Raw genomic sequence first — 20149 nt, 5'->3', positions numbered from 1 at the left:
GCCGGTGGTTCCCCTCCGGGGGAGCATCGCCCCATGAGGTCCCCCGTCCCGCGCGGCCGGCGCCGCGGCGTCCTGGCACTCCCCGTCCTCGCCGCCCTGCTCGCGGTCTCGGCCGGGTGCTCCGACGTGGAGGGGCTGCGGAGCGACGGCGACCTGGGCATCGTGCACGCCCCGCAGACCCTGTGGAAGAACGTCCACCCGGCGCCACCCGCGGCGGACCAGAAGCCGGGCACCGCCACCGTGGTCCCCGGGCTGCCCAAGGCCCCGGGCCCCGGCATGCGCGGCGTGAACCCGCTGGACGTCGTACGGGCCGACGTCACCGCCTCCGCCCGGCAGGACGGCGGCACGGGACGGCTCGTCGACCCGCGGGCCCCGCAGCGGCTGGCGCTCTGCACACAGGCTGTGGACGGAGGTCCCGACTGCCCGATGCGGCCCTCCGTCCTGCACGACGTGACGGGCAACGGGCGGGAGGAACTCATCACCGCTCTCGACCTCGACGGCCGCGACAGCGAACTGCGGGTCTACACCGTCCAGGACGACGGGGCCATCGCCCGGATCCTGTACCGGCGCGGGGTGCTGGAGGGCGTGGAGGTCGCCGCCGAACACCTCGCGGTACGCGAACCGACCTCGAATCCCAAGTACGTCTCCGTCTCCGACTACGTGTGGGACCCGGACGCGAAGATCCTCAACCTGTCCCAGCTCACCCTCGACGAGTGCCGCACCGCCAAGGACGGTTCGACCGGCTGCTCCCCGAGCCGGGTCTGAGGGGGCGGGCCGGATGCGGGTGACGAGCAGTCTGCGCTGGAAGATCGCCCTGACCACCACGGCGGTGTGCTGCACGGTGGCGGCGGTGCTCGGGATCCTCGTGCACAACGTGGTCGCAGGACAGGTCGTCGGCGAGGTCCGCAAGGACGTGGGCCGGGACCTGGAGGACGCCGTCAACCAGTACCAGTACGGCACCGTGCACGGCGACGTGCACGTGGTCATCGACCCGCCCGAGCTGCCGGGCCCCCTGCGCGGGCTCGTCGCGCGCGGGAAAACCGGGAGCATGGTCGGCGAGCACGACGGCGAACCCGCGATGTGGGGCGCCGGGCCCGCCGACACGAAGGTGCTGGCCGTCTGGCTCCCCTTCGACCAGACCCGCCGGCGGCTGCGCGACCTGGACACCGCCATCCTCGCCTCCGCCGCGCTCGCCGCCGGGATCGTGGCTCTGGCCGGCCTGTTCCTGGCCGATCGGATCAGCCGGCGGCTGGCGACCACCGCCGCCGTGGCCCGCCGGATCAGCGCCGGCGACCTGGACGCCCGGGTGGGGCTCCCCGCCGACCCGGACGATCCCCGGGACACCCGCCACCACGACGAGGTCCGCGACGTCGCGCACGCCCTGAACTCGATGGCCGGGTCGCTCCAGGAACGGCTGGAGGCCGAGAAACGGTTCACGGCCGACGTCGCGCACGAACTGCGCACCCCGTTGACGGGCTCACTCGCCGCCGCGTCGCTGCTGCCCGAGGGCCGCCCCAAGGAAATGATCAACGATCGGCTCCGGGCCCTGCACCTGCTCACCGAGGACCTGCTGGAGATCTCCCGGCTGGACGCGGGAGTGGAACAGGCGGAGCTGTCCCAGGTGGAACTGGGCCGGGCCGTGCGGCGGGCCGTCGCGGGCACCCGACTGCCCGTCTCGGTCCGGGTGGTCCGGGACACGGTGGTGCTCACCGACCGGCGCCGCCTCGACCGGATCCTGGCCAACCTGCTGGTCAACGCCGACAAGCACGGGAAGCCACCGATCGAGGTGTCCGTCGAGGGCCCGGTGGTGGTGATCCACGACCACGGGGCCGGCTATCCGCCCGAACTGATCGAGCAGGGCCCGCAGCGCTTCCGCACGGGCGACCCGGGCCGGGGCCGCGGGCACGGTCTGGGACTGACGATCGCGGTGGGTCAGGCCGCGGTGCTGGAAGTGGAGCTGACCTTCGCCAACGCCCCCGACGGGGGCGCGCAGACGACCCTGCGCCTGCCCGTCGGGCGTCTGGTCGCGGACAGTTGAACGGGACGCGGAGATGTTTCACGTGAAACAGCGGCCGGTGGGGGGTGTTTCACGTGAAACACCCCCCACCGACGTCGGGTGACCGGTCTGATCAACCGGCCCGGTTCAGACGCCGATGTTCTTCCCGTCCTTGCGCCAGACCGACACGACCGCCGGGCGGACGATCTTGCCGGGGCCGTCGGGCCACACCGACTGGGGCTTCTCCACGGACGCACCGTCGATCTCGCCCGGGTGCTGGACCGAGACCAGGACGCGCTTGTCCTGGATCAGCGGGCCACAGGTCTCGGCGCCGCGCGGCACGGTCAGGAACTGCTTCAACTCACCGCGGCGTTCACCGGCCGTGGCCACGCCGAAGAGGCCGTCGTGCGAGCCGAGCTGGTTGCCGTCGGTGGAGATCCACAGGTTGCCGTGCGGGTCGAAGGCCACGTTGTCCGGGCAGGAGATCGGGCTGACCTTGTCCTTCGGGAAGCCCGCGAAGTAGGTGGCCGGGTCGTTGGGGTCACCGGCGACCAGGAAGAGCCGCCAGGCGAAGCCGTCGCCCGCCGGGTCGTCGAAGTTCTCGGCGAGCTCCAGGATCTGGCCGTGCTTGTTCAGGTTGCGGGGGTTGGCCTCGTCCGCGCCCGCCTTGCCGGCCTTGCCGCGGTCGGTGTTGTTGGTCAGCGCGATGTAGACGCGGCCGGTGCGCGGGGAGGGCTCGACGTCCTCGGGACGGTCCATCTTGGTGGCGCCCACCTTGTCGGCGGCCTGTCGCGTGAAGACGTACACCTCCTCGGCGGTCATGCCCTCGACGTGTGAGACGTTGCCGGTGGCGAGCTTGATCCAGACACCGGATCCGTCGAACTGGCCGTCCGAGGGCAGCTTGCCCGTGCCGTCGATCTCGGCGGCCGGCGAGTCACCGGTCAGCTTGGCGACGTACAGGGTGCCCTCGTCGAGGAGCGTGAGGTTGTGCTCCTTCGCGGCGCGCGAGCCGCCCTTCTTCATCCGCTTCGACGAGACGAACTTGTAGAAGTAGTCGAAGCGCTCGTCGTCGCCCATGTAGACGACCGGACGGCCGTCCTCGGTCAGGCGCGGCTGGGCGGCCTCGTGCTTGAAGCGACCCAGCGCGGTGCGCTTGCGCGGGGTGGACGACGGGTCGTACGGGTCGAGCTCGACGACCCAGCCGAAGCGGTGCGACTCGTTGGGCTCCTGCACGGTGTCGAAGCGCTTGTCGAACCGCTCCCACTTGCGCTCGGTGGCGCCCGTGGTCATGCCGTAGCGCTTGAGTCGGGCGGCCTGGGTCGGGTCGGTGACCTGCCCGGCGTTGGCGAAGTACTGGTTGAAGTTCTCCTCGCCGTGGAGGGTGGTGCCCCACGGGGTGGTGCCACCGGCGCAGTTGTTCAGGGTGCCGAGCACCTTCGTGCCGGTGCGGTCGGCGGAGGTCTTCAGCAGCTCCGAGCCCGCTGCGGGGCCGGTCAGCCTGAACTCGCTGGTGGCGGTGAGACGACGGTTGAGCTGGTGCCGGGAGACCGCCGTCAGCTTGCCGCTGCGGTGGTCCTCCTGCACGACGACGACGGAGAGGCCGTGCGCGGCCCAGGCGATCTCGACCTGCTCGCGGGTCGGGTTGGCCGGGTCATACGCCTTGAACATGAGGTTCTCGTCGGTGTACTCGTGGTTGGCCACGAGCAGCTGCCGACGCTCGTAGTCGTCACCGAGCGGGAGAAGGCTCAGGAAGTCGTTGTTGTAGCCGAACTGGCCGGCCTGCGCGGCGGCGGTCTGCTTGTCGGCGTTGAAGCCCGGGGCGCCCTTGACGATGGGCTCGCCCCAGCGGATGACCACGTTCTGCTCGTGGCCCTCGGGGACGGTGACCTTGTCGTCGGTGTTCGGCGCGACGGCCTTGAAGCGCAGACCGCGGGCCGCGTCGCCGATACCCGCCGCACCGGAGCCCCGGGTGTCGACGGAGGGCGAGGCGTTGGCGGAGGAGCCGCTACCGCCCAGGGTGACGGCGGTGCCGGCGGCGGTGGCCACCGTGACGACGGCGGCGGACCGGAGCATCGAGCGACGGGAGTAGGCGCGGGCGATCACATCGCCGACGTACTCGTTGTCGCTGGTGTTCGGCACCTCGTGGAAGCATGCGTCGCCACAGCGGTAGCGGCAGGTGAGAGCGGAACGGCCGCTCCCATGCGGGTTGCCGAGGAGCGGCAGAAGCTTGCGCACGAGGTGTCCTCCGAGGGTGCACGGCGCCGACAACATGTCGGAACGAACAGCCGTGACGCTAGGCGGAGGTTGCGCCGATGCGGCGGCGCGGGGATGAACGGTCGGTGAACCTGGCACGGCGGAGGGGCAGTTCCCCACGGGCTCCGGTTGCATGCGAGGGTTGGCGCCACGAAAGGCGCCCCTGCCGAAGTTCCAGCCAAGGGGCCGATAACCTTACGTGTCCACTCTGGGCAGGGATCTACCGCGCAGCACGGACAAATGACGTACGCACTCATGCGAAAGGCCTGGCCCATGGGTATTCGGAGCTTGTTGCGCAAGGTGTTCGGACGGTCTACCGAACCGGTTCCGGATACGTCGGACGCCCCATCGGCGGCCGTCCCGAGTCAGACGGAACGTACGCCCATGGACTCGGCGGCCGAATTGGTCGCCGCGTCCTTCGACAACCCCACTGTTCCCCCGCAGTCCGCTCCGCGGGACCGCGAAGCCGGCACCGTGATGACCGCGCCGGCCGTCCCGGAGGCCCGCCGCCCGGCGCCTTCGACCGGTACCGGAGGCCCGGCGGAGCCCGCCGCCGAGCCGACGCCGGAGCCGACGCAGACGCCGGCCCAGGCCGAGGCGGAGCCCGTTGCGGAGCCCGAGGCGGCCGAGGCGGAGGCGGCACCCGCCGAAGCGGCTCAGGAGCCGGTCACGGCGGAGCCGGTCGTTACCGAGGCCGCACCCGAGGTCGTGGAGGCCGAGGTCGTGGAGGCCGAGCCGGTCGCGGCGGCCGAGCCGGTCGCGGCGGAGCCCGTCGCGGCGGAGCCCGCGGTCGCCGAGGTCGAGCCCGTGACGGCCGAGACGGTGGACGAACCCGCCACGGAGGTCGAGCCGGAGCCGGTCGCCGCCGAGCCCGTCGCCGCCGAGGCCGCACCCGAGGCCGGGCCCGCCCCTGTGGTCGAAGCCGTCGTGGTCGAGCCCGCACCCGTGGTCGAGCCGGAGCCCGTCGCTGCCGAGGCCGCACCCGTGGTCGAAGCCGAGCCGGTCGTCGCCGAAGCCGCCGCCGAACCCGTGGTCGAGCCGGTCGTGGTCGAAGCCGAGCCCGTCACCGCCGAAGCCGAAACCGCAACCGCAACCGCCGTCGAGGCGGTCGCCGCCGGGGTCGGGGCGCCGGCCGTCGCGCTCGCCGCCGTCAAGCGGCGGGCCGCGCCGGTGGCCGGGGCGTACAAGGCCGCCGGTCAGGTGCTGCGCGCCAAGGGCAAGGCCGGGGCGCGCGCCAAGGTGTACCTCGTACTGGACCGGTCCTTCTCGATGCGCGGGTTCTACAAGGACGGCAGCGCCCAGCACCTCGCGGATCACGCCCTGGCCCTCGCCGCGCACCTCGACGAGGCGGCGACCGTGCACACGGTGTTCTTCTCCACGGACGTGGACGGCACCGCCGACCTCACCCTGGACGGCCACGACGAGGCCTGGGTCGAGGCCCGTCACGCCGAGCTCGGCCGCATGGGCCGCACCAGCTACCACGTGGCCGTCGAGGCCGTCGTCGAGCGGTACCAGAAGGACGGCGGCACGGGCCCGGCCCTCGTCGTCTTCCAGGTCGACGGGGCCCCCGACAACCGTCAGCCCGCACGGCAGGCGATCATCGCCGCCGCCGCGCACGACATCCACTGGCAGTTCGTCGGCTTCGGTGACCACGACAGCAAGGGCTTCGACTTCCTGCGCAAGCTGGACGCCGAGAACGCCGGTTTCTTCCACGCGGGGCCCGCGCCCCGCGAGCTGACCTCGGTGACCCTCCTCAAGGGCCTCCTCGACCGCTTCTAGGTCGACCGGCTCGTACGAGAAGGCCGCCGCCCCCGGTACCCCGGGGGCGGCGGCCTTCTCGCGTACCCGGCCCGCCCGGGCCGTGGGGCCCCCCGGTGCGCCCTGCGGCGCCACGCGGCCCGCCGGAGGCACGACCCCGGCCCCGGACACCCGGAAGGCGCCGTGACGAGCCACAGCAGCCACAGGGGCGCGGCCCCGCAGCCCCGCAGCCGGCCACGGAAAAGGGCGGCGCCCCGGACATCCGGGAGCGCCGCCCTACTTCACACAAGCCGCACAAGCCGTACGAGCCACCCAAGCCGCCGCACAAACCGCAACCGGCAACCGGCAACCCGCAACCCGCGCGGGCCCGCGCGGGGCCCGCGGGTTCCTACTGGTGCTGCTTGACCGACTTCTCGACGGGCTCGGTCTCCTTGGTCTCGACCGGCTTGCGCAGCGCGATGTTCAGCTCGCGCAGGCGGGTCTCCTCCAGGACGGTGGGCGCGCCCATCATCAGGTCCTGCGCGTTGCCGTTGAGCGGGAAGGCGATCGTCTCGCGGATGTTCGGCTCGTCGGCGAGCAGCATCACGATGCGGTCGACGCCGGGGGCGATGCCACCGTGCGGCGGGGCGCCGAGACGGAACGCGCGGAGCATGCCGGCGAACTCGCGCTCGACGGTCTCGGCCTCGTAACCGGCGATCTCGAAGGCCTTCAGCATGACCTCGGGCTCGTGGTTGCGGATGGCGCCGGAGGACAGCTCGATGCCGTTGCAGACGATGTCGTACTGCCAGGCCAGGATGTCCAGCGGGTCCTTCTCCTCCAGGTCCTTCATGCCGCCCTGGGGCATGGAGAACGGGTTGTGGGAGAAGTCGATCTTGCCGGTCTCCTCGTCCTTCTCGTACATCGGGAAGTCGACGATCCAGCAGAAGCGGAAGACGTTCTCCTCGAAGTGGCCCGCGCGCTTGGCCGCCTCGACGCGGACGCCGGACATGATCTTGGAGACCTCGTCGAACTCGCCCGCGCCGAAGAACACGGCGTGGCCGGCCGCGAGGCCGAGACGCTCGGTGAGGACCTTGACGTTCTCCTCGGTGAGGAACTTGGCGATCGGGCCGGTCAGCGCGCCGTCCTCGCCCACGCGGACCCAGGCCAGGCCCTTGGCGCCGAGCGAGATCGCGTACTCGCCGAGGCCGTCGAAGAACTTGCGGGGCTGCGCGGCGGTGTCCGGGACGGCCAGCGCGCGCACGTGCTTGCCGGCGAACGCCTTGAACTCCGAGCCCTCGAACACGTCGGTGATGTCGACGAGTTCCAGCTTGGCGCGCAGGTCGGGCTTGTCGTTGCCGTACTTCAGCATCGACTCGCGGAACGGGATCCGCGGGAAGGGGGAGGTGACCTCGCGGCCGTTGCCGAACTCGGTGAAGAGCTCGGTCATCAGGCGCTCGATCGGCTGGAAGACGTCCTCCTGCTCGACGAAGGACATCTCGACGTCGAGCTGGTAGAACTCGCCCGGCGAACGGTCGGCGCGGGCGTCCTCGTCGCGGAAGCAGGGCGCGATCTGGAAGTACCGGTCGAAGCCGGAGATCATCAGCAGCTGCTTGAACTGCTGCGGCGCCTGCGGCAGGGCGTAGAACTTGCCCGGGTTGAGGCGGGACGGGACGACGAAGTCACGGGCGCCCTCGGGGGAGGTCGCGGTGAGGATCGGGGTCGCCATCTCGTTGAAGCCGAGGGCCACCATCTTCGAGCGGATGGAGGCGATGACGGCCGAGCGCAGCATGATGTTGCGGTGCATGCGCTCGCGACGCAGGTCGAGGAAGCGGTACTCCAGTCGGCGCTCCTCGTTCACCCCGTCGTCGGTGTTGATGGTGAAGGGCAGCGGGGCGGACGCGCCGAGCACCTCGACCTCGGAGACCTCGATCTCGATGTCTCCGGTGGGCAGCTCCGGGTTCACGTTGTCCGCGCCACGGGAGAGGACCTTGCCGTCGATCCGGACGACGGTCTCCTTGGAGACGCTGCTCAGGGCCTCGTTCGCGGCGGTGCCGGGACGGGCCACGAGCTGCGTGATGCCGTAGTGGTCACGGAGATCGATGAAGAGGATGCCGCCCAGGTCTCGACGGTTGTGCAGCCAGCCGCTCAGCCTGACGTCGGCGTTGACGTCGGAGGCTCGGAGCTCGCCGCACGTGTGGGACCTGTACCGATGCATCAGTCATCCAGTTCTTCGCGATACCAGGGTGGATTCAACCGTCCCCAGGTTACCGTCCGGGCCCCGGCCGCGCGGGCGGGGCCGTGACGGCCCCGCCCGGCGGCCGTGTGGCCGCTCGCGGCGGGGCTCGCGGGCAGCCCCCGGGCGCGACCCGGGACGGGTGCGGGCCACGGCCGGGAGGCGGGGCGGGCCACGGCCGGAAGGCGGGTGCGGGCTACGGCCGGGAGGCGGGGCCGGGGGCCGTGAACAGGCACGCCCGGATCATCACCTGTAAAGATGACCGAGTGCGTACCGAGGATGTCCTGGCCGCTGTCGCGACCGGCCTGTGGCGATGGGACAACGGGTCCGGGACCGTCACGCTCGACTGCGAGGCCGCCCGGCTGCTCGGGCTGCCCCCGGAACACGTCGTCCTGCCGGAGGTCGCCGTACGGTCCCGGTTCCACCCGGTGGACTGGAACGAGATCAACGGCATCGTGAACCTGGCCGTCGCCGAGGGCACCCTCGCCGAGGCCCGGCTGCGGATCATGGACGAGGACGGGCGGGTGCTGCGCACCGTGCGCAGCCGTTCCAAGCCCGTGGAGAACCGCGGCCCGGACGGTCGGGTGGACTACGAGCTGATCGGCACCATCCAGGAGATCGCCGAGCCGCAGCCCGGCACCACCGCCGTGCACACCCCGATCACCGGGGACTGGCGGCGCTCCCGCGAGGCGTTCCTGCTGGACGCGGGCCGGGCGCTGGCCGAGGCGCGGTCCACGGCCGAGGTGCTGCGGGTGGCGGCGTCGCTGTCGATGCCCGGGTTCAGCCCCGACGGGTTGGCCGTCTTCGGCGTGGCCGGCGACCGGCTGTCGCTCATCGGGCGCCACGGGCACGGGCCGGATGCCGAGGGGCCCTTCGCGGAGATGCGGCTGGACACGGACTATCCGGCGGCGGAGGTCGTGCGCACCGGGCGGGCGATCTACCTGCCGTCCCCGGAGGACTACAAGCGCCGCTTCCCGGCGACCTGGCCCCTCGCCCGGCACTTCGGCCGGATCTCCTGGGCCTTCCTCCCGCTGATCGTGGCCGGGCGGACCATGGGTGCCTGGATGGCCGCGTTCAAGCACCCGGTGTCCTTCTCGCCGGACGAACGGTCCGTGCTGACCACGGTGGCCCGGATGCTGGCGCAGGCCCTCCAGCGGGCGGGTGTGGCGGAGTCCGAGCGGGAGCTGACCACCGGCCTCCAGCGGTCGATGATGCCGCAGCTCGGTCCGGAGATCCCGGGCATGGCCCTCGCCGCCCGGTACGTCCCGACCGGCGGCGGACTCCAGGTCGGCGGCGACTGGTACGACATGATCCCGCTGCCCTCGGGCCGGTTCGCCCTGGTCATCGGGGACGTGCAGGGCCATGACGTACGGGCCGCCGGGCTGATGGGGCAGTTGCGGATCGCCGTGCGGGCGTACGCCTCCGAGGGCCACCGGCCGGACGCGGTGCTCTCGCGGGCCTCCCGGTTCCTCGCCGGACTGTGTTCCACCCAGGACACGGCCGACTCGGCGTCCTACGACGACACCGACTTCCTCAGCCCGCGCTTCGCGACCTGCCTGTACGTGGAGTGCGACCCGCGCACGGGAACGCTGGAGGTGGCCCGCGCCGGGCATCCCGAGCCCGTGGTCCGGATGACGGACGGCACCGTGCTGATGCGGTCCACGGCGGGCGGGCTGCCGCTCGGCATCGTCCCGGACACCGACTACCCGACGACCCGGTTCACCCTCGAACCCGGCGAGACGATGATGTTGTGCACCGACGGGCTCATCGAGACCGGCGGCCACGACCTGGACACGGGCTGGGCCCGGCTCCGGGCGGTCCTGGAGGCCGAGACCCCGGACGACGGGGCCCTCGACGCCGACGGCATGGCGGCCGGGCACCTGGAGAAGCTGGCCGACCTGCTGGTCCAGGCCGTGCACGGGCCGTCCTCGCACCACACCACCGGCCCGCTGGCCGATCGGCGCGAGGACGACATAGCCGTGGTCCTGCTGTGCCGCGAGGGCGTGGGCTGCGGCTGCGGCACCCCGCAGACCCACCCGGCGCCACCGTCCCGCCGAACCCTGCTGACCGTGGCGCAGGCGGAGCCGGCCCGGATCGCGGGAGCCCGGCAGCAGATCCGGGAGCTGCTGCACGACTGGGCGGACTCCGAGCAGGTCGACTCGGCGGTGCTGATGGTCTCCGAGATGGTGACGAACGTACTGGTGCACACGGACGGCGACGCGGTGCTCGTCGCGGACGCGGTGGGCGAGCCGGGGACCAGGCGGCTGCGCGTGGAGGTGGCCGACTCCAGCGACGAGTTGCCGCACAAGCGGCACCCGGGCGAGATGGCGTCAAGCGGACGCGGGGTGTTGCTGATGGAGATGCTCGCCGACGCGTGGGGCGTCGACCCGCGCGGCGAGGGCAAGTCCATCTGGTTCGAGCTGCGCGAGCAGTCCGAACCCGCCCCGGACGCGGCCCCCGACGCGGACCCGGTCACCCCGTCCCGCCCGTGAGCGGGCACGATCCGGGCGTGGTTGGATGCAGCGGTGTCGACTCCCCTGCTCCCCGAGCCCGTCCGGCGGCTGGCCGCCTGGTGCGCCGTCCTCCTGCTCGTCACCGGCGTGGTCGCGGTGCTCGTCTGGTTGTGCGTCACCTTCCGGACCGCCGTGACGCCCGCGCTGCTCGCCCTGCTCGGGACGGCCCTGCTCGGTCCGATGCACCGGCGGCTGATCCGCATGAAGGTCAACCGGTCGCTCGCCGCCGCGCTGACCTGCCTGGCGGTGGTGGCGTTCGTCGGCGGGGTCTCGTACGCCGTCTCACTCGCGCTGATCGACACGGGCGACCAGATCGTCGCCTCGCTGCGGCGCGCCGGCGAGGACCTCGCCCGGCACCTGGGCGCCGCCGGGACCTCGTTGGAGGACATGGCGGAGAACGCGAAGGGGCTGCTGGCGAAGTTCGGCGGCACGGCCGCCTCCGGGGTGATCGCCGGCATGAGCGTCGTCGGTGAGGTCATCGGCACCTCGATCCTGGCGCTCCTGCTGATCTTCTTCTTCCTGCGGGACTCCGACCGCGCCGTCGGCGCCCTGCGTTCGCTGGGGCCGCGCGCGGCGGGCGACGTCGTGGAGGCGATGGCCCGGCGGGCGTTCGAGGCCGTCGAGGGGTTCATGCGCGGAACCACCTTCATCGCCCTGATCGACGCCGTCTGCATCACGACCGGCCTGCTGATCCTGCGCGTGCCCGGCGCGTTCGGTCTGGGCGCGCTGGTCTTCGTCGGCGCCTACATCCCGTACCTCGGCGCGTTCCTGTCCGGCGCCATCGCCGTCCTCGTCGCCCTCGCCGACCGGGGGTGGGTGACCGGCCTGTGGGTGCTCGGCGTGGTGCTCGCCGTACAGGTGTTGGAGGGCCACGTGCTCCAGCCGATGATCCAGAGCCGCACCGTGCAGATGCACCCGGCGGTGGTCATGTTGGCCATCACGGCCGGCGCCGGCGTGGCCGGGATCCTCGGCATGCTGCTCGCCGTCCCCCTCACCGCCGCCGCCTTCGGCATCGCGTCGGAACTCCGCACCCGCTACGGCACCCCGGCCGCCCCGGACCACGAGACGGCCCCGGCCTGAGGCAGCCTGGCCGGCGCACGCCGGCACCGCGCACGACGAAGGCGCCGCCCGGAATCCGGGGGCGCCTTCGTCGTGGGGTGACCGCGTGGGGCGGTCGGTCAGCGGGTGCGCGCCGTCGTGGGGACGGTGCCCAGGCGGCCGGCCTGGAAGTCGTCGAAGGCCTGCTGGAGTTCGTGCTTGCTGTTCATGACGAACGGACCGTAGTGCGCCATCGGCTCACGGATCGGGCGGCCGCCGAGCAGGACGACCTCCAGGTCCGGGGCGTTGGAGTCCTGGGACTCGTCCGCGCGGACGGTCAGGGAACCGCCCTCGCCGAACACCGCCGTCTGGCCCTTGTGGATCGGCCGGCGGTCCTGGCCCACCGAGCCGCGCCCGGCCAGTACGTAGGCGAGGGCGTTGAAGTCCTCGCGCCACGGCAGGGTGATCTGCGCGCCCGGGGTGATGGTCGCGTGGATCATCGTGATCGGGGTGTGGGTGATGCCGGGGCCCTCGTGGCCGTCCAGTTCACCGGCGATCACGCGGAGCAGCGAGCCGCCGTCCGGGGTGGACAGCAACTGGACCTGGCCGCCGCCGATGTCCTGGTAGCGCGGGGGCATCATCTTGTCGGTGGCCGGGAGGTTCACCCACAGCTGGAGGCCGTGGAAGAGCCCGCCCGAGACGACGAGGGACTCCGGCGGGGCCTCGATGTGCAGGAGGCCCGAACCGGCGGTCATCCACTGGGTGTCGCCCCCGTTGATGACTCCGCCGCCGCCGTTGCTGTCCTGGTGGACGAAGGTTCCGTCGATGAGGTACGTGACGGTCTCGAAGCCGCGGTGGGGGTGCCAGGGGGTGCCCTTCGGCTCGCCCGGCGCGTACTCCACCTCGCCCATCTGGTCCATCATGATGAACGGGTCGAGGTACTGGTAGTTGATCCCGGCGAACGCGCGGCGCACCGGGAACCCCTCGCCCTCGAAACCACCCGGGGCGGTCGTGACGGCCAGCACCTTGCGGGCGGCGGTCTCCTGGGCGGGCTCCGCGACGCGGGGGAGCGTCAACGGGTTCTCCACAGTCACTGCAGGCATGGTCGGAACCTCCTTCTGGCGTCGAGTTTAGTTGAAACTCGAACTTTCTGCCACACCTCGCAGAACAGCGCGCCACCCGATGTCATTCCCGCGTCAACCCAGAGCCCCTGACCCGAGTCTTTCCACCGGACAGGGGACGAGGACCGACCGAAGGGGCCACCGCATGGACGACATCGACTGGAACAGCAACCAGCACGCCGAGAACGTCGGCAGCGACGAGCGCGACGAGCGCCGCACATCGTCCGTGCTCTCCGCGGTCCTCTGGTCCCTCGTCACCGCGGCCTGCCTCTTCGGCGCCGGTTACGCCGCCTTCCGCTGGGCATCGACCGGCATGCCGCTGTCGCCGCAGCCCGGCTCCCCGTGGGCGTACCTCGCCACCTGGAGCGCGTTCTGCTTCGTCGGCTGCCTGCTGCTCCGCTGGGCCGCGGTCACCGAGGGCGGCGAGGGCACGGGCTACGTGGCCCTGGTCGTCGCCTTCGCCGGCGTTCGGCAGAGCCTGGCCCACCGCCCGGACCTCGACGTGCTCTGGGCCTGGGCCGTACCCGCGCTCCTGCTGGGCACCGCCGCCGCCCTCGCCTGGCGCCGCCGGACGCACCGCGCCCGAGCCGACCGCGCCTGAACCCGCGCCGCGCCCGAACCGGGTCGCGCCCGAGCCGGTACACACCGACCCGCGACGACATCGGCCCGCCCCGGCGGTGCCGGGACGGGCCGATGCGAGGTGCGGGGAGAGCCGTGTGCCGCGTGGGGAGGGCCCGGACTAGCCGTACATCCGGCGCATCGCGAAGTCGACCATCTGCTCGACGGCCTTCGCGTCGAACACCATCCGGTGGTCGCCCTCCATGTCGAGGACGAATCCGTAGCCGGTCGGCAGCAGATCGATCACCTCGGCACCGGTGATCACGAAGTACTTGGACTCCTTGCCGGCGTACTGGCGCAGTTCCTTGAGCGTGGTGAACATGGGGATCACCGGCTGCTGCGTGTTGTGCAGCGCCAGGAAGCCCGGGGTGTCACCGCGCGGGCAGTAGACCTTGGACGTCGCGAAGATCTGCTGGAAGTCCTCGGCGGACAGGGACCCGGTCGTGAAGGCCCGCACCGCGTCGGCGAGCGACGGCGGCGAGGGCTCGGGGTACAGCGGCGGCTGCTGCGCGTAGCCCTGCTGGGGCGGGGGCTGCTGCGCATAGCCCTGCTGCTGGGCGCCCGGAGTCTGGTCGTAGCCGTACATGCGGCCCACCCTACCGAGCGCCCGACGCCGTACCCGCCGGTACCGGCCACCACCGTCAGCCGGACAGCTCCCCGGCCGACAGCCTTGCATGTCGGCCTACACCGTGAGCCGCGAGGAGAACTCTCGCGGCCGCTTGCCGTTCCGGTAGTCCGCCGCAGCCGACTCGATCAGCCGCAGGGACAGTTCGGGCGGCAACGCAGCGGCCCTCAAGCGGTCATAGGCGTTGCGACACTGCTTCACCGTCCCCGGCTCTTCGATCACCTGACCGGTGTACATGCTCTCCGTGTACATCACCGGAGGAGCGCCGCTGAACTCCATCAGCCACGTGGACTCGCTCATGAACGGGTGCGCCCCCGCGTCGACAGGGAAGGATCTGCGGCACGAATTGGCGACGCCGGGCGACGGCCGCGACATGGGCGAGCTGCTCCGCCATGTCGCCGTATCCCAGAATCGGTTGCTGAATGATCGACTCGTGCAGGACGACCCACGAGACGGGCCCCTCGGCGTCCTCCATGACCCACGCCCGCTCCCTGCGCGTCCTGATCCGCTCGTTCAGCACGTCCTGCGTCGCCTGGGGATGCGCCGCGTAGACCACCGCCTCGATGTACGGCTCCAGTTGCAGAGGACCCGGTATGAGTGTGGGCGCCCATTCGACGATGTCCGATGCACGGGCCTCCATCTCCAAGACCTCTGCGAAGTAGCGGCCGTGGATGTGCCGGCGGGCCTTCCTCACGTCCGCACAGCAGCGGGCGAAGAACCCGTCCGTCTCCAGCACCTTGTCCACGTGCTGCGCGAGATCCTCCGGCATGCGGCGCCGACCCCGCTCGATCTCGCTGAGAAAGCTCACCGAGTAGAAGCAACCCCGCACAGTCTGTTCAAGGGTCAGACCAGCCTTCTCGCGCTGCCACCGGAGTTCCTTGCCGTAGAACTCGGGAACCTCGGCCGCCCCATCGATCTCCCTGGATGCGGGCACCCCCACCCCTTCCACACCTCGCGTAGGCGAATACAAACCCTTCCCACGGTACGCACCGCGACCCCAGCCTGTGAGGGCTTCGTCACACTCCGCACACTCCGCACAGGAACGGATGCCCCCCATGAGCGACCACGCCGGCGACCGCCTCGCCATCGAGGCACTGACCGAGCTCCGAAGCGCGCTGATCGCGCACGGGATCACGCTCCCCTCCCTCGACCTGCACCTCCCCTCCTACGCCGCGACCCACCGCACCCCGCCACCGCTGCTCGCCCTCGGGCCGTGCAACCCGGCCACCGCCCGCGCCCTCGCCGCCGCCCTGAACCGGGCCCCGCGCCGGTGAGGCCGTTCCGTGCCGGGGTGCTCGCGGTGCCGCAGGAGCTGTCGGCGTTGCGGCGGGCCGTGCGGGCGCACGTGGACGCGCCCTGCCACGATCTCCAGCTCTGCGTGAGCGAGCTGGTCGGGAACGTGATCGTGCACGTCGGCGAGGGCACCCCCGTGACGCTCGCCATCACCCGCACGGCCGACGGCCGCACCCGGGTGGAGGTCAGCGACCCCGACCCCCGCCTGTGGCCGGTCCTGCGCCGGGCGAGCGAGGAGGACGAGGGCGGTCGGGGCCTGGCCGTGCTCGACGCCGTCGCCGCCCGCTGGGGCGTGCGCCCCGGCCCGTACAGCGGCAAGACCGTCTGGGCCGAACTCCCGCCCCCGTAGCCCCCGCCCCGGGGACCCACCCCCGCGGACCCGCCCCGCGACGGCCTCCCCGGACCCGCCCGGCGCCCGAGATCCCGGCCCCGCACGGGTCTGGGATTCCGGCGGCACTCCAGTCACTCTGGCTTGATGCTGGTCACAGTCACCGGTAAGGGGTTGCTTGTTATTACCGACGGGTAGCATCATGACGTTACCGATTGGTATGTACGAGGAACCTGTCTCCCCGAGCCTTAACGGAGCCGTCGCCATGGGGCACTACAAGTCGAATCTCCGCGACATCGAGTTCAACCTCTTCGAGGTGCTCGGCCGCGACAAGCTGTACGGCACCGGCCCGTTCGGTGAGATGGACACCGAGACCGCCAAGACCATCCTCAGCGAGATGACCAAGCTCTCCGAGAATGAGCTGGCCGCCTCCTTCGAGGACGCCGACCGCAACCCGCCGGTCTTCGACCCGACCACGAACACCGCGCCCGTCCCGGCGTCCTTCAAGAAGAGCTACAAGGCTTTCATGGACTCCGAGTACTGGCGTCTGGGCCTGCCCGAGGAGATCGGCGGCACCACCTCGCCCCGCTCGCTCATCTGGGCCTTCGCGGAGACGATCCTGGGCGCGAACCCGGCCGTCTGGATGTACTCCTCCGGCCCGGCGTTCGCCGGCATCCTCTACGAAGAGGGCAACGAGGCGCAGAAGAAGGTCGCCGAGATCGCGGTCGAGAAGCGCTGGGGCTCCACCATGGTCCTCACCGAGCCGGACGCCGGCTCGGACGTCGGCGCCGGCCGCACCAAGGCCGTGCAGCAGGACGACGGCTCCTGGCACATCGAGGGCGTCAAGCGCTTCATCACCTCCGGTGAGCACGACATGGAGGAGAACATCCTCCACTACGTCCTCGCCCGCCCCGAGGGCCACGGCCCGGGCACCAAGGGCCTGTCGCTCTTCCTCGTCCCGAAGTTCCACTTCGACTGGGAGACCGGCGAGCTGGGCGAGCGCAACGGCGTCTACGCGACGAACGTCGAGCACAAGATGGGCCTCAAGGCGTCCAACACGTGCGAGATGACCTTCGGCGACCAGCACCCCGCCAAGGGCTGGCTGATCGGTGACAAGCACGACGGCATCCGCCAGATGTTCATGATCATCGAGTTCGCCCGCATGATGGTCGGCACGAAGGCCATCGCCACGCTCTCCACCGGCTACCTGAACGCCCTGGAGTACGCCAAGGAGCGCGTGCAGGGTCCGGACCTGGCCAACTTCATGGACAAGACGGCCCCCAAGGTCACCATCACGCACCACCCCGACGTGCGCCGCTCGCTCATGACGCAGAAGGCGTACGCCGAGGGCATGCGCGCCCTCGTGCTGTACACCGCCTCCGTCCAGGACGAGATCCAGGTCAAGCAGGCCGCCGGCGAGGACGCGTCCGCGCTCATCGGCCTGAACGACCTGCTCCTGCCGATCGTGAAGGGCTACGGCTCGGAGAAGTCGTACGAGCAGCTCGCACAGTCGCTGCAGACCTTCGGTGGCTCCGGCTACCTCCAGGAATACCCGATCGAGCAGTACATCCGGGACGCCAAGATCGACACCCTCTACGAGGGCACCACGGCGATCCAGGGCCAGGACTTCTTCTTCCGGAAGATCGTGCGCGACCAGGGCGCCTCCCTGAACGTGCTCTCCGAGACGATCAAGAAGTTCCTCGCCGAGGCCGTCGGCGGCGACGACCTCGCCCCGGCCCGCGACGCGCTCGCCAAGGCCGCCGTGGACCTGGAGGCCATCGTCGGCCAGATGATCGTGGACCTCACCGCCACCGGCGAGGACGTCAAGAACATCTACAAGGTCGGCCAGAACACCACCCGCCTGCTGATGGCCTCCGGCGACGTGGTCGTCGGATACCTGCTGCTCAAGGGCGCGGCCGTGGCCGCCGAGAAGCTGGCGACGGCCTCCGCGAAGGACGTCCCCTTCTACACCGGCAAGATCGCCGCCGCGAAGTTCTTCGCCGCGGAGGTCCTCCCCGGCGTCTCGGTCCAGCGCGCGCTGGCCGAGTCGGTGGACAACACCCTCATGGAGCTCGACGAGGCCGCCTTCTAGGTCCTGTCGTCAACGTGGGCCCAGGCCCCGAGGCCCCCCACAGCTGTACGCGGTGTACGTAGCGGCAACGGCCGGATCCCGTCACGGGGTCCGGCCCGCGCCGTTTTCACGGGGCCGTTCTTCCGTTGTCGGTCGTTCATGGCACGCTCGTAGGCATGAGCCCACAGGATCAGCACGGCAGCAGGGGGTACTCCGTCCCGACCGGGCGGCCGTACGCCCTCAAGGAGCTGCAGGCGACCCTGGGCAGCCTCGGCGACCACATGCGGGAGCTGTACGACGGCGCCCACCCCGCCGAGTACGACGGCGTCGCCGACGCCCTTTACATCGCCTTCCAGACGGCGTCCGGGCTGGCGCCCGCCAAGAGCTACACCGGCTGCCCCGAGCACCCCAACGGCGCCCTCGACCCCGAGGCCCCCGACGGCTGGGGCCGCTGCCTGATCTGCAACGACCGGCGGCGCCTCGGACTGCGCGGCCAGGGCGGCCGGACCGCCGGCGCCGCGCCCGCCGCCGGGGAACAGCGCCGGCTCGGGTATCCCGTCCCGGACCCTCCGTACACCCACGACGCGCTGCGCGCCTTCCTCCGCACGATCGAGGACCGGCGCTTCCACCTGGGTCTCTCCTCCCCGCCGGAGGAGTTCGTGCGGATGGCGGACGACCTGCACCGCGCCTTCATCGTGGCCCGGGAACTGTCCCGGCCGCGGAACGCCTCGGGATGCTCCGAGCACCCCGAGGCGCCGATCGACCCCGACGCCCCGCCGGGCGAGGCCTGTATCTTCTGCGCCGGACGCAGAAGACGCGCGCAGCGACCGGCGCAGACCCCCGAGATGCTCCCGCGCATCCGCCGGGGTGAGCGGCGGCAGTTGCAGCGCAGATTCGAGCGTCCGCCGGGCTGAGGACCACGGGACCGCGGACCACACATCCCGCGCCGCCCCGACCCCTTGCCATCCGCCGCAGCCCGGCCAAGGCGAACACGACCGTCGTTAGGTGAACCACATGAGCTCTCCCACCCGCTTCGATCGCGGCCACACCGATGATCTGAAGACCTTCCTGACGGCGAGTCCGTCGCCGTACCACGCCGTGGCCAACGCCGCGGCGCGGTTGGAGGAGGCCGGGTTTCGGCAGGTGTCGGAAACGGACGCCTGGGACGCGGGCTCGGGAGGCAGGTTCGTGCTCCGCGGCGGCGCGATCGTCGCCTGGTACGTGCCGGAGGGTGCCGCCGCGCACACCCCGTTCCGCATCGTCGGCGCGCACACCGACTCCCCCAACCTGCGGGTCAAGCCCGTCCCCGACATGAGTTCCCAGGGGTGGCGTCAGATCGCCGTCGAGGTCTACGGCGGCCCGCTGCTCAACACCTGGCTGGACCGGGACCTCGGACTGGCCGGGCGGCTGACGCTGCGCGACGGCACCGAGCGCCTGGTGAACGTGGACCGCGCGCTGCTGCGCGTCCCGCAACTGGCCGTGCACATGGACCGGTCGGTGAACGTCGACGGCCTCAAGCTCGACAAGCAGCGGCACATGCAGCCGATCTGGGGTCTGGGCGAGGTCCGGGAGGGCGACCTGATCGCGTTCCTGGAGGAGGAAGAGGGCCTGCCGCAGGGCTCGGTGGCGGGCTGGGACCTGATGGTCCACTCCATCGAGGCGCCCTCCTACCTGGGCCGCGACCGCGAACTGCTCGCCGGACCGCGCATGGACAACCTGATCTCGGTCCACGCGGGCGTCGCGGCGCTGGCCGCGGCGGCACGCTCGGACAAGCCCCTGGACCACATCCCGGTCCTGGCCGCGTTCGACCACGAGGAGAGCGGCTCGCAGTCGGACACCGGCGCGGACGGCCCGCTCCTGGGCAACGTGATGGAGCGTTCCGTCTTCGCGCGCGGGGGCACGTTCGAGGACCGGGCGCGGGCCTTCGCCGGCACCGTCTGCCTGTCCTCGGACACCGGGCACGCCGTGCACCCCAACTACGCGGAGCGGCACGACCCGACGCACCACCCGCGTGCCAACGGCGGCCCGATCCTCAAGGTCAACGTCAACCAGCGGTACGCGACGGACGGCAGCGGACGGGCGGTCTTCGCGGACGCCTGTGAGCGGGCCGGGGTGCCGTGGCAGACCTTCGTCTCCAACAACTCCATCCCCTGCGGCACGACGATCGGCCCGATCACGGCCGCCCGGCACGGGATCCAGACCGTGGACATCGGCGTGGCGATCCTGTCGATGCACAGCGCCCGTGAACTGTGCGGCGCGGACGACCCGTTCCTGCTGGCCAATGCCCTGGTGGCGTTCCTGGAGGGCTGACCGCCCCCTGCTC

General features: G+C 71.5%; 17 protein-coding genes. 11 read left to right on the top strand and 6 right to left on the bottom strand.

From position 1 onward, the window contains the following. Positions 1-33: 33 nt before the first annotated feature. Together ADK55_RS02930 and ADK55_RS02925 are read left to right on the top strand one after the other, a co-directional pair. On the top strand, positions 34-765 hold the full coding sequence (locus ADK55_RS02930; protein WP_063839424.1) for a hypothetical protein: 732 nt from the start codon (positions 34-36) through the stop codon (positions 763-765). Positions 766-778: 13 nt separating this feature from the next. Beyond that, positions 779-2038 (top strand): sensor histidine kinase, encoded by a 1260-nt coding sequence (locus tag ADK55_RS02925; RefSeq protein ID WP_053675678.1) that lies wholly within the window; start codon positions 779-781, stop codon positions 2036-2038. A 105-nt stretch (positions 2039-2143) separates the two neighbouring features. On the opposite strand, the gene ADK55_RS02920 is transcribed toward ADK55_RS02925, so the two are convergent. Beyond that, entirely contained in the window at positions 2144-4231 is a 2088-nt protein-coding gene (locus tag ADK55_RS02920) for a PhoX family protein (RefSeq protein WP_053675676.1), read from the bottom strand. A gap of 402 nt (positions 4232-4633) precedes the next feature. On the opposite strand from ADK55_RS02920, the gene ADK55_RS40380 reads away from it, so the two are divergent. Next, positions 4634-6028 (top strand): VWA domain-containing protein, encoded by a 1395-nt coding sequence (locus ADK55_RS40380; RefSeq protein WP_267887328.1) that lies wholly within the window; start codon positions 4634-4636, stop codon positions 6026-6028. 367 nt (positions 6029-6395) lie between these two features. Here the strand turns inward: ADK55_RS40380 and aspS are convergent, their stop codons facing one another. After that, the gene (gene aspS, locus ADK55_RS02910; protein WP_053675674.1) at positions 6396-8201 is read right to left on the bottom strand and encodes an aspartate--tRNA ligase; all 1806 of its coding nucleotides are present in this window, start codon (positions 8199-8201) and stop codon (positions 6396-6398) included. Positions 8202-8485: 284 nt separating this feature from the next. Here aspS and ADK55_RS02905 point away from each other — a divergent pair, with 284 nt between their 5' ends. After that, entirely contained in the window at positions 8486-10711 is a 2226-nt protein-coding gene (locus ADK55_RS02905; protein WP_053675672.1) for a SpoIIE family protein phosphatase, read from the top strand. A gap of 33 nt (positions 10712-10744) precedes the next feature. Beyond that, positions 10745-11812 (top strand): AI-2E family transporter, encoded by a 1068-nt coding sequence (locus ADK55_RS02900; RefSeq protein WP_053675670.1) that lies wholly within the window; start codon positions 10745-10747, stop codon positions 11810-11812. Between the two features lie 98 nt (positions 11813-11910). Here the strand turns inward: ADK55_RS02900 and ADK55_RS02895 are convergent, their stop codons facing one another. Continuing rightward, on the bottom strand, positions 11911-12873 hold the full coding sequence (locus tag ADK55_RS02895) for a pirin family protein (protein ID WP_053675668.1): 963 nt from the start codon (positions 12871-12873) through the stop codon (positions 11911-11913). 163 nt (positions 12874-13036) lie between these two features. Between ADK55_RS02895 and ADK55_RS02890 the strand changes: the two genes are divergently transcribed. After that, the gene (locus ADK55_RS02890) at positions 13037-13492 is read left to right on the top strand and encodes a hypothetical protein (RefSeq protein WP_053675666.1); all 456 of its coding nucleotides are present in this window, start codon (positions 13037-13039) and stop codon (positions 13490-13492) included. Positions 13493-13630: 138 nt separating this feature from the next. On the opposite strand, the gene ADK55_RS02885 is transcribed toward ADK55_RS02890, so the two are convergent. The 3 genes from ADK55_RS02885 to ADK55_RS02880 form a co-directional block, all read right to left on the bottom strand. Continuing rightward, a complete protein-coding gene (locus tag ADK55_RS02885; RefSeq protein ID WP_053675664.1) occupies positions 13631-14095 on the bottom strand; it encodes an SseB family protein in 465 nt (154 codons plus the stop codon). A gap of 96 nt (positions 14096-14191) precedes the next feature. After that, positions 14192-14413 (bottom strand): Scr1 family TA system antitoxin-like transcriptional regulator, encoded by a 222-nt coding sequence (locus ADK55_RS40640; RefSeq protein WP_324611165.1) that lies wholly within the window; start codon positions 14411-14413, stop codon positions 14192-14194. Continuing rightward, positions 14310-15068 carry a helix-turn-helix domain-containing protein gene (locus ADK55_RS02880; protein ID WP_324611164.1) on the bottom strand — a complete coding sequence of 253 codons (759 nt, stop codon included), beginning with the start codon at positions 15066-15068 and terminating at the stop codon, positions 14310-14312. The genes ADK55_RS40640 and ADK55_RS02880 overlap by 104 nt, the downstream gene beginning before the upstream one ends. Positions 15069-15189: 121 nt before the next feature. Here ADK55_RS02880 and ADK55_RS02875 point away from each other — a divergent pair, with 121 nt between their 5' ends. The 5 genes from ADK55_RS02875 to ADK55_RS02855 all read left to right on the top strand — a co-directional run bounded on the left by ADK55_RS02875 (position 15190) and on the right by ADK55_RS02855 (position 20136). Beyond that, a complete protein-coding gene (locus ADK55_RS02875) occupies positions 15190-15408 on the top strand; it encodes a hypothetical protein (protein WP_053675662.1) in 219 nt (72 codons plus the stop codon). Between the two features lie 17 nt (positions 15409-15425). Continuing rightward, on the top strand, positions 15426-15776 hold the full coding sequence (locus tag ADK55_RS02870) for an ATP-binding protein (RefSeq protein ID WP_234349869.1): 351 nt from the start codon (positions 15426-15428) through the stop codon (positions 15774-15776). A gap of 244 nt (positions 15777-16020) precedes the next feature. Then, positions 16021-17847, top strand: a complete 1827-nt coding sequence (locus ADK55_RS02865) for an acyl-CoA dehydrogenase (RefSeq protein WP_053675658.1) — start codon at positions 16021-16023, stop codon at positions 17845-17847. 155 nt (positions 17848-18002) lie between these two features. After that, a complete protein-coding gene (locus tag ADK55_RS02860; protein WP_053675655.1) occupies positions 18003-18740 on the top strand; it encodes a hypothetical protein in 738 nt (245 codons plus the stop codon). 100 nt (positions 18741-18840) lie between these two features. Beyond that, positions 18841-20136 carry a M18 family aminopeptidase gene (locus tag ADK55_RS02855; protein ID WP_053675653.1) on the top strand — a complete coding sequence of 432 codons (1296 nt, stop codon included), beginning with the start codon at positions 18841-18843 and terminating at the stop codon, positions 20134-20136. Positions 20137-20149 lie beyond the last annotated feature (13 nt).

The organism is Streptomyces sp. WM4235 (assembly GCF_001279725.1).
Classification (GTDB): domain Bacteria; phylum Actinomycetota; class Actinomycetes; order Streptomycetales; family Streptomycetaceae; genus Streptomyces.
This window is presented reverse-complemented; position numbering and strand designations above follow the sequence as displayed.